The sequence below is a fragment of the Pseudomonas sp. BTN1 genome, from assembly GCF_001907715.1.
Classification (GTDB): domain Bacteria; phylum Pseudomonadota; class Gammaproteobacteria; order Pseudomonadales; family Pseudomonadaceae; genus Aquipseudomonas; species Aquipseudomonas paracarnis.
Map to the genome: position 1 here is coordinate 1 of NZ_MPBM01000070.1, position 2300 is coordinate 2300.

Annotated in this window: 2 protein-coding genes; both read left to right on the forward strand. The window is 60.1% G+C overall.

The annotated features are described in order from the left end of the window. On the forward strand, positions 1-592 hold a 592-nt coding region (locus tag BMH52_RS25875), incomplete at its 5' end, for a TPM domain-containing protein (protein WP_073845504.1). Positions 593-799: 207 nt separating this feature from the next. Continuing rightward, positions 800-2017 carry an SAM-dependent methyltransferase gene (locus tag BMH52_RS25880; protein WP_072434334.1) on the forward strand — a complete coding sequence of 406 codons (1218 nt, stop codon included), beginning with the start codon at positions 800-802 and terminating at the stop codon, positions 2015-2017. The last annotated feature ends 283 nt before the right edge of the window (positions 2018-2300 follow it).

Below are 2300 nucleotides of genomic sequence, written 5' to 3' on the forward strand. Positions count from 1 at the left end.
GCGCCAAGTCGCCGAAGCGATCGCCCTGGTCGAGAAAACCACCGACGCGGAGTTGGTCACCGTGCTGGCGGCGCGCGCCGACGACTACGCCTACATTCCGTTACTGTGGGCGAGCTTGATCGCGTTGGTGGTACCGGGCGTGGTGCATTACCTGTCGGGTTACCTGACCATGTACACCTTGCTGGTGGCGCAGTGGGCGACGTTCATTGTGCTGTGCCTGGTGTTCCGCTTGCCCAAGGTCACTACTCGGCTGATCCCGCGTTCGGTACGCCACTGGCGTGCGTCCAACCTGGCGCGGCGGCAGTTTCTGGAGCAGAACTTGCACCACACGCTGGGCAGCACCGGGGTGCTGATTTTTGTCAGCGAGGCTGAGCGTTATGTGGAGATCCTGGTGGATGAGGGGATTTCCAAGCGCCTGGATGACAGCAATTGGGACGCTATTGTCCAGGCGTTTACCCAGCAGGTGAAACAGGGGCAGACGCTGGCCGGGTTCATCGCCTGCGTTGAAGCCTGTGGCGAGTTGCTCAAGGTGCATGTGCCCGTTACTCACACCCGCAACGAACTGCCCAATCGCCTGGTCGTACTCGAATAACTGCTTTCTGTGGGAGCCGGGCTTGCCCGCGATGGCATCGCCTCGGTTTGCCTGATTAACCGAGTGGCCTGCATCGCAGGCAAGCCAGCTCTCACACAAGGCAGCATCCTTATTCGGGTTGATTGACCGTTGATCAAATAACCCCGTGCCCTGAACCCCCATCCCGCCTAAAATGCCCGGCATTCTTTACCCGAGGCGTTTTTGTTCATGTCCGTCACCGCTCAACCTGCCCGCCCTGCGCCGGATCATCATGCCCAGTTCATCGAACTGTTGAGCGCAAGCCTGGCCCAGAACGCTTTTATCAAGCTGGTGCTGGCCAAGTACGTCGGTGAGGAAGCCGAGTTGCAGCGGCTGATCATCAAGCCGGTATTCGTCAAGGACCGGCCATGCCTGTCGTTCGTCTATCGCTACAAGACCCGCGATATCACCAAGAACTTCCCCTTGGCCGACGGCGTTGCGGCGATCGGCGAGCTGTTGCCCAGCTCGTTCAAGAACGCGCACTTGCTGGCGCTGACCGACGAAGCCCAGTTGGAATACAGCAAGAAGAACAAAAGCTCGCTGTTCAAAAGTAAACCGCAGCAACTTCGCGAGGCGCCTTCGGCTGAGCATAACCGCGAAAAAAATCGCTTCCTCGACCTGAGCCGGCCGTTCCTCGCCGACCTGGGCGTGACCGACGCCAAGCAGGCGCTGATCCCCTCGATGTCGCGCAAGTGGAAACAGATCAACAAGTTCATCGAAGTGTTCAGCCATGCGCTGACGTCGTCGCCGTTGCAGCTCGACCGCCCGGTGCGTGTCGCCGATTTCGGCTCGGGCAAGGGTTACCTGACCTTCGCCATTCACGATTACCTGCGCAATACCCTCAAGGCCGAGGGCGAGGTCACCGGTGTCGAGTTGCGTGAGGACATGGTCACCCTGTGCAACAGCGCCGCCGCACGCCTGGAGCACCCGGGGCTGGTGTTCAAATGCGGCGATGTGCGCAGCGTGGCGCCCAGTGAGCTGGACGTGATGATTGCCTTGCATGCCTGCGACATCGCCACCGACTACGCGATCCACACCGGCATCCGTTCCGGTGCGTCGATCATCATGTGTTCGCCGTGCTGCCACAAACAGATCCGCCTGCAGATCCAGAGCCCGGCGCTGCTCAAACCGATGCTGCAATACGGCCTGCACCTGGGCCAGCAGGCAGAAATGGTCACCGACAGCCTGCGTGCATTGTTGCTTGAAGCCTGTGGCTATGAGACCAAGGTGTTCGAGTTCATCTCGTTGGAACACACGAACAAGAACAAGATGATCCTGGCGGTCAAACGTGCCGAGCCTGTGGACAACGCGCAGCTATTGGCAAAAATCCAGGAGCTCAAGGCGTTCTATCACGTCACCGAGCACTGCCTGGAAACCCTGCTGCGCGGGGATGGCTACCTGGCCTGAAATGGGCGCGGTTCCCTGTGGGAGCTTGCTCCCGTGACGGCCCCGGCGGCCAGCGCATATCTACCTGACGCCCCACGATCCAAATGTGGGAGCTGGCTTGCCTGCGATAGCGGCCTGACAGCCGACGCCTATCTGCCTGACACCCCACAATCCAACTGTGGGAGCGGGCTTGCTCGCGAAGGCGGCCTGGCAGTCAACACCGTTGGATTGTGTGTATATCCATTCCTGCGGAAACGGCCACCTAGGGGTCCGCTATGACAGCGGCTCACTTTTGAAACTGTCA

Bases quoted from the DNA above. Each gene is read 5' to 3' on its own strand.
- BMH52_RS25880 (WP_072434334.1), top strand. From the start codon at position 800: ATGTCCGTCACCGCTCAACCTGCCCGCCCTGCGCCGGATCATCATGCC.